The organism is Diaphorobacter sp., from assembly GCF_050251835.1.
Taxonomy (GTDB): domain Bacteria; phylum Pseudomonadota; class Gammaproteobacteria; order Burkholderiales; family Burkholderiaceae_C; genus JBFXIE01.
Genome location: NZ_JBFWLZ010000066.1, coordinates 1 through 6644, shown reverse-complemented (window position 1 = coordinate 6644; position 6644 = coordinate 1). Strand labels below are relative to the sequence as shown.

The 6644-nt window shown below is 60.6% G+C and carries 4 protein-coding genes; all 4 read left to right on the top strand.

The features are described 5' to 3' along the window. On the top strand, positions 1–567 hold a 567-nt coding region (locus AB7E35_RS14465), incomplete at its 5' end, for a hypothetical protein (RefSeq protein ID WP_428167809.1). Between the two features lie 89 nt (positions 568–656). Beyond that, the gene (locus AB7E35_RS14460) at positions 657–2630 is read left to right on the top strand and encodes a site-specific DNA-methyltransferase (RefSeq protein WP_428167808.1); all 1974 of its coding nucleotides are present in this window, start codon (positions 657–659) and stop codon (positions 2628–2630) included. A gap of 14 nt (positions 2631–2644) precedes the next feature. Beyond that, on the top strand, positions 2645–5641 hold the full coding sequence (locus AB7E35_RS14455; RefSeq protein WP_428167807.1) for a DEAD/DEAH box helicase family protein: 2997 nt from the start codon (positions 2645–2647) through the stop codon (positions 5639–5641). A 47-nt stretch (positions 5642–5688) separates the two neighbouring features. Further along, positions 5689–6402: a phosphoserine phosphatase SerB gene (gene serB, locus AB7E35_RS14450; RefSeq protein WP_428162793.1), complete on the top strand. Its 714-nt coding sequence runs from the start codon at positions 5689–5691 to the stop codon at positions 6400–6402. Positions 6403–6644 lie beyond the last annotated feature (242 nt).

Here is a 6644-nt window from a genome sequence, read left to right as displayed (position 1 = left end):
TGGCGGCTGCTGCGCGGCGGCGCGCTGCTTTCGCCCGTGCTGGCCACGCTGGTGGTGCTTCCCTGGCTGTGGGCCTTGCCCCAGTTGCACACCATGCCGCTACAACTGCGGATTTCTGGGGCCTGCATGGTGCTGCTGATGCTGGGCTGGCCGCTGGCCGTACCCACGCTGATACTGGTGGCCCTGGTGGCGGGCGTGCTGGGCGGCAGCCCCACGCCAGACGCCATCCTGGGCATGGCGCTATGGCAGGGCGTGCTGCCCGCCACGCTGGCGCTGGGCCTGGGCGCGCTGCTGCGGCGCCTGACGGGCGAACATCTGTTTGTGTACGTGCTGGGCCGCGGCTTTCTGGGCACGGCGGTGTGCCTGTTTGCCACCGGCGCGCTGGCGCAGTGGACTGGCCAGCTGCTGCCTGGCGTGGACGAAGGTTTGTCGATGGTGGCGCGCTGGCTCATGGCCTGGGGCGACGCCTTCATGACCGGCATGCTCACGGCCATCTTCGTGGCCTTCAAACCGCATTGGCTGGCCACCTGGTCGGACAAGCTGTATTTGCGCAAGCCTCCCCGCTGAAGCCATCGCCCGCGTTCAATTTTTAGTCAAATCAGTCCCTATCCCTTGCTGGATAAGCGCAAGCAGCTATTAAAAAGAGAGTATTTTTCATGCCTCAAACCATTCTGGATACCCCCACGCCCAACGCGCACAAGCTGGAGCTGCTGCGCCAGCACTTTCCCGGCGCGGTGGAGGCCGACGCACAAGGCCGCATCCGCATCAACGCCGCCGCGCTGCAACTGGCCGTGGACCCCAGCAACCCAGCGGGCGTGCAGGTGGAGGAAGACGGCTACGAGCTGCGCTGGGTGGGCAAGCGCGAGGCCTACCACACAGCCTTTGTGCCAGCGCAAAAAATCGTGCAGCCGCTGCCGGAGCAAAGCAAAAATTGGGACAGCACCGGCAACCTGCTGATCAAGGGCGACAACCTGGACGCCCTGCGCCTGCTGCGCCATAACTACTTTGGCAAGGTGAAGTTGATTTACATCGACCCACCGTACAACACCCAAAGCGACGCCTTTATTTACCGCGACGATTTCACCACCAAACAAACCGAGGTTTTGGCGCAATTGGGCTACGCCAAAGAAAACATCGACTACATCAAAAACATTTATGGCGCCCGCACGCACAGCGGCTGGCTGTCGTTTATGTACCCGCGCCTGCTGCTGGCCAAGGATTTGCTGCGCGACGATGGGGTGATTTTTATATCGATTGATGACAATGAGCAGGCGCAGCTCAAGTTGTTGTGTGATGAGATTTTTGGAGAGGAAAATTTCATCTCCACCATTATTTGGCATAAAAGATATGCAGCTTCAAACGACACCAGCGGCATCGCATCCATGCACGATTTCGTATTGTGCTATCAAAAAACGGATGCTTTCGATAGAAAATTATTGCCACGCACAGAAAAACAAAACTCCCTCTATAAATATGATAGCAACGACGGAAAAGGTCCATGGAGACCAGATAATCTGACGGTTAAAACCGTTTCCCAGGCCTATATTTATGAAATTACCAACCCAAACACTGGAGCCAAATATCCGCCAACTCGCGGACGATGCTGGATTAGTAACGAAGCAAAAATTCAAGAATGGATTGCGGAAGGCCGCGTTTTTTTCGGCAAAGACGGAAAAGGTGCGCCACAGCTCAAACGCTATCTGAATGAGGTTCAAGAGGGCATTGTTCCAAGCAGCATATGGTCTTATGAAGAGGTAGGTCACACAGATTCAGCCAGAAAAGAACTTAAAAATATTTTTAATGGAAACGCACCTTTTGACAACCCTAAGCCAACAGGTCTCATAAAAAAAATATTACAAATATCAACCGATAAATATTCGGTTTGTTTAGACTTCTTCTCCGGCAGCGGCACCACCGGCGAAGCCGTGATGCGCCTGAACGCCGAAGACGGTGGCCAGCGCCAATTCATCCTGGTGCAAATCCCCCAGCCCATCGACCCGAAAAAACAAAAAGAAGCCCACAGCTTCGTCAAAGAAACGCTGGGCAAGCCCGACGCCACTATTTTTGAAATCACCGCCGAGCGTCTGCGCCGCGCCGGGGCCAAGCTGGAGGCGGAACAAGCCGCCAGAGCCGCCGAGAGAGGCACCCTGCTGGACGAGGCCACCCCCACGCTAGACACCGGCTTTCGCGTCTTCGAGCTGGTGGACGACCCCGACGCCCTGATGCTGGCCAAACCGCTGCAAGACAGCACCCAGGCCGATCTGCTCGCCCTGCAAGCGCGCATTGCCACGCCGCAGCCCGAGCAACTGCCGCGCGTGCTGCACAACCTGCTGTTTGCCGAAGGGCTGCCGCTGACCACGCGCATCACGCCGGTCACCACCGCCGAGGTGCCCGAGGGCCACCTGTACCGCGCGGCGGACGTGCTCATCGTCGTCAAAGCCCTGGCCATGGACGCGCTGACCGATGCCATCCGCGCACAGCAAGCGCAACACACCGCCGCCGGGCCGCTGAACTACCTGACGGTGTATGCCCCCTGGGTGCAGGACGACAACTTTTTGCTGGGCATCCGCTCGGTGGCCGACACGCTGGGCTTTTCTCAAGACAAGCTGCGCCTGCGCGGCGTGCGCTGAAGGTGCCTGCTGCCATGACCGCCCTCCTACCGCCCCATCAGCCTCAGTTCCAGTACACCACTCTGCCGCACCAGACGGCGGCGGTGCAGTCCCTTGCCGATGTGCTGGCCGATGTGCGCTTTACGCCGCCAGCCAACGTCCACGCCAATCCCAACTACGTGCCGCGCGAGGCGGCGGCCACGCTCAAGGCCAATCTGGCGGCGGTGCGCCAGCGCAACGGCGTGCGCGCCGGGCTGGTGCATGTGCCCGACACCGCCACGCCCGCTTTGAACCTGGACGTGCTGATGGAAACCGGCACGGGCAAGACCTTTACCTTCATCGAGACCATCCACCGCCTGCACCGCGAGCACAAGCTGTGCAAATTCATCGTGCTGGTGCCGTCCAACGCGATTCGCCAGGGCACGCTCAAAAGCCTGCAGACCACGGCGGCGTTTTTCGCCAAGCAGTACGAGCAGCACATCAACGTCTTCAACTACTCCGCCAAAACGGTGGGTGGCTTTATCCACGCGGCCTCGGCAGGGGCGGCCAGCATTTCGGTGATGGTGGCCACCTACCAGTCGTTTGCGGGCGACAGCAAGCTCATCAACAAACGCGGGGTGGAGGCCAATCTGTTTGGCCAGGCCAGGAGCTTCATGGAAGCGCTGGCCGTGATCCGGCCCGTGCTCATCATTGACGAGCCCCACCGTTTCGAGGGCGCGCAAACGCAGGAGTACCTGGCCAAGTTCAATCCGCTGCTGACCATCCGTTTCGGTGCCACCTTCAAGGGCAAGAACGACAACGAGAAATACAAAAACCTGGTCTATACGCTCGACAGCCTGGACGCCTTCCGCCAGCGGCTGGTCAAGGGCATCGTGGTGGACACGGTGGGCAGCGCCGATGCCGCGCAAAGCCTGTGCTACCTGTCGCACCACGGCACGGCCAAGGAGCGCTGCGCGCTGGTGCAGTACACCAAGCCCGCCGGCGGCAGCGCAACGGTAGAGCTGCGCGCCAAAGACAACCTGGGCGACAAAACCGGACTGGGCTTTCTGGACGGGCATGTGGTGGAGACCGTCACCACCAAAGAGCTGCTGTTCACCAACGGCTTTGCCCTGCCCCTGGGCGAAGCCATGGCCTACGGCATGCTGGCCGAGCAAACGCAAGGGCTGATCATCGAGCGGGCCATTGCCAACCACTTCGAGCGCGAGGAAGACCTGTTCCAGCGCGGCATCAAAAGCCTGAGCCTGTTCTTTATCGACGCCGTGGCCAAGTACCTGCCCGAAGGCCAGAAACCTGCCGTCATCCGCGAGGCTTTCGAGGCGCACTACCGCACCCACTTGCAGCGCACACTCGCGCGCCCCGACCTGCACCCACCCTACCGCGCGTACCTGGAGCGCAGCGCGGCGGATATTGGCAAGGTGCACAAGGGCTACTTTGCCCGCTCGCACAGCGAGAAGGGCGAGGAAGAAGCCATCAGGCTCATCCTGCAAGAAAAAGAAAAGCTGCTGAGCTTCGACACCGACTTGCGCTTCATCTTCTCGATGTGGGCGCTGCAAGAGGGCTGGGACAACCCCAATGTGTTCACCCTGTGCAAGCTGGCGCCCAGCAACTCGCAAATCACCAAGCTGCAGCAAATTGGCCGGGGCCTGCGCCTGGCCGTGAACCAGGATTTGCAGCGCGTACACAGCGACGATGCGGCTTTTGAGCACATCAACGAACTGACGGTGGTGGTGCCCGCCAGCGAAGGCGATTTTGTAGCGGCCATTCAAAGCGAGATCGCAGCGCACAGCGTCAAGGGCGTGAATCGGGTCTTGAGCGTGGAGTCCTTGATTGCCAGCGGTGTCTGCAAGCACCCACTGGGAATTTGGGGACTCATGCAAACGCTGGCCACCCACGGCGCTGGCGTGCTGGACGTGGCAGCGGGCACCTTGACTCTGCAGCCCAATGCCACTGTGTTCAAAGCCCAGCGGGCAGGTATTGGTGCGGCGCTAGGGCAAGTGTCCCACCTGGATGCAGAAGGCGCCAAGGCCATGCTGGAGTACCTGGATGCCTATTACGAGGGCCATGGCCAGGTCAAACGCAAGGAAGACAAGACCAAGCCCGCGCTGAAGGTCAACCCCACACAGTACGAAAAGCTGAAAGCGCTGTGGGCCGCCCTCAACCGCGATGCGGTGATGCACTACGAGCTGGAGACGCCAGCGCTGGTCGATGCCATCGTGGCCCGGCTGGCGCGGGATTTCCAGGTGCTGCCGCTGACGATCAACGTCACCCGCACCGAGCAAGTGCAGGATGTGCAGCGCGCCGAAACCACGCAAACCGCCTACCAGGTCAAACCCCACAAGGTGTTCACCCTGGGCGAGTTTGTGACCGACCTGGCCAACGCCACGCATTTGAGCCTGCACACCGTGGCCACGGTACTGGCGCGGATGCCCGCAGACAAATTCGCCCAAATCCAGCACAACGAAGGCCGGGCCTTTGCCGCGCTGCGTGACACCATGAACCGCTGCGTGCATGAGCTGCTGGTGCACAAAGTGACCTACCAGTTGCGCGAGACCCAGGTGAAAACGGCATTGACCGACAGCACGGGCGCGCTGCTGGCCACCATTCCGGCAGCGTGGTGCGGCGCCGAAATGCACGCCATCGCCAACCCAGCAGTGCGGGCCAAGTCGCTGTACGACGAAGACCAGATGCCGGTGGACAGCCAGATCGAGCGCGACACCGTGGACGAATCACAGGCGCAGCGCATTGCCGTGTTTGCCAAGCTGCCCAAGGTGGACATTCCGACACCGGCGGGCAAATACAACCCCGACTTTGGCTACGCGCTGCTGCAGGGCGACCAAGCCCAGGCGATGTACCTGGTGGTGGAAACCAAGGGCTACGACCAGTACGGCGACATACCGGACAAGGAGCGCATGAAGATCGATGCAGCCAAGCATTTCTTCCAGGCGCTGCAGCAAGAAGGCGTCAACGTGCGCTTTGCCACCAAACTCAACCGCGACGGTCTGCTGCAAATCATGCATCAAATTGGCTTCTAGCCTAATCAATACCAGCGGTAATAGCTCTTAAATTAATAGCAAAATCCATGATTATTCAAGAACTCGCTCCCGGCCTCGCCGTCCAGAACCTGCCCGCGCTGCGCAAGCTGACCGACTACAAGCTGATCGCCTTCGACATGGACTCCACGCTCATCAACATCGAATGCGTCGATGAGATTGCCGATGCCGTGGGCCGCAAGGCCGAGGTGGCGGCCATCACCGAGGCCGCCATGCGCGGCGAGATTACCGACTTCAAGGACAGCCTGCGCCGCCGGGTGGCACTGCTCAAGGGCGTGACGCTGGCTGACATGCAGCGCGTGTACGACGAACGCCTGCGCCCCAACCCGGGCGCGGCAGAGTTGATCGACGCCTGCAAGGCGGCCGGCCTGAAGGTGCTGCTGGTGTCGGGCGGCTTTACCTTTTTTGCCCATCGCGTGCGCGACCGCCTGGGCATCGACTTCACGCGCTCCAACGTTCTGGAAACCGACGAGCACGGCGTGCTGACGGGACGCCTGGTGGCGCAGTGCTGGGGCGATATTTGCGACGGCGCCGAAAAGCGCCGCACGCTGCTGGAGGTGGCCAGCCTGCTGAACGTCGAGCCCGCGCAGTGCATTGCCATGGGCGATGGGGCCAACGACCTGCCCATGATGGGCGCCGCCGGCCTGTCGGTGGCCTACCATGCCAAACCCACAGTGCGCGAACAGGCCCAGGTGGCCATCCACACCGGCGGACTGGATCGCCTGCTGGAAGTGCTGCATTAACGCCCGCAGCGCATGCGCATTCAATCCTGCGCGTGGCAGCAGTGCTCAGGCGGGCTATCGCCGGCGGACCACAGCATGCAACAGTGCGTTACAACGGGCCTTGATCGCTACTTTTAATGTAGCTGCTGGCGCTTTTTTGACGGGCGCGAAAGCCTTTTCATTCTTATTTTTTGAGCTGACACAAGCCATATAAAAAAACCGCTACCACACGTTGTCGAACCCTGTGAATTACTGCTTAATGA

Excerpts from the sequence above, each read along its gene's own strand:
- AB7E35_RS14460 (WP_428167808.1), top strand. The coding sequence starts at position 657 with ATGCCTCAAACCATTCTGGATACCCCCACGCCCAACGCGCACAAGCTG.
- AB7E35_RS14455 (WP_428167807.1), top strand. The coding sequence starts at position 2,645 with ATGACCGCCCTCCTACCGCCCCATCAGCCTCAGTTCCAGTACACCACT.
- serB (WP_428162793.1), top strand. The coding sequence starts at position 5,689 with ATGATTATTCAAGAACTCGCTCCCGGCCTCGCCGTCCAGAACCTGCCC.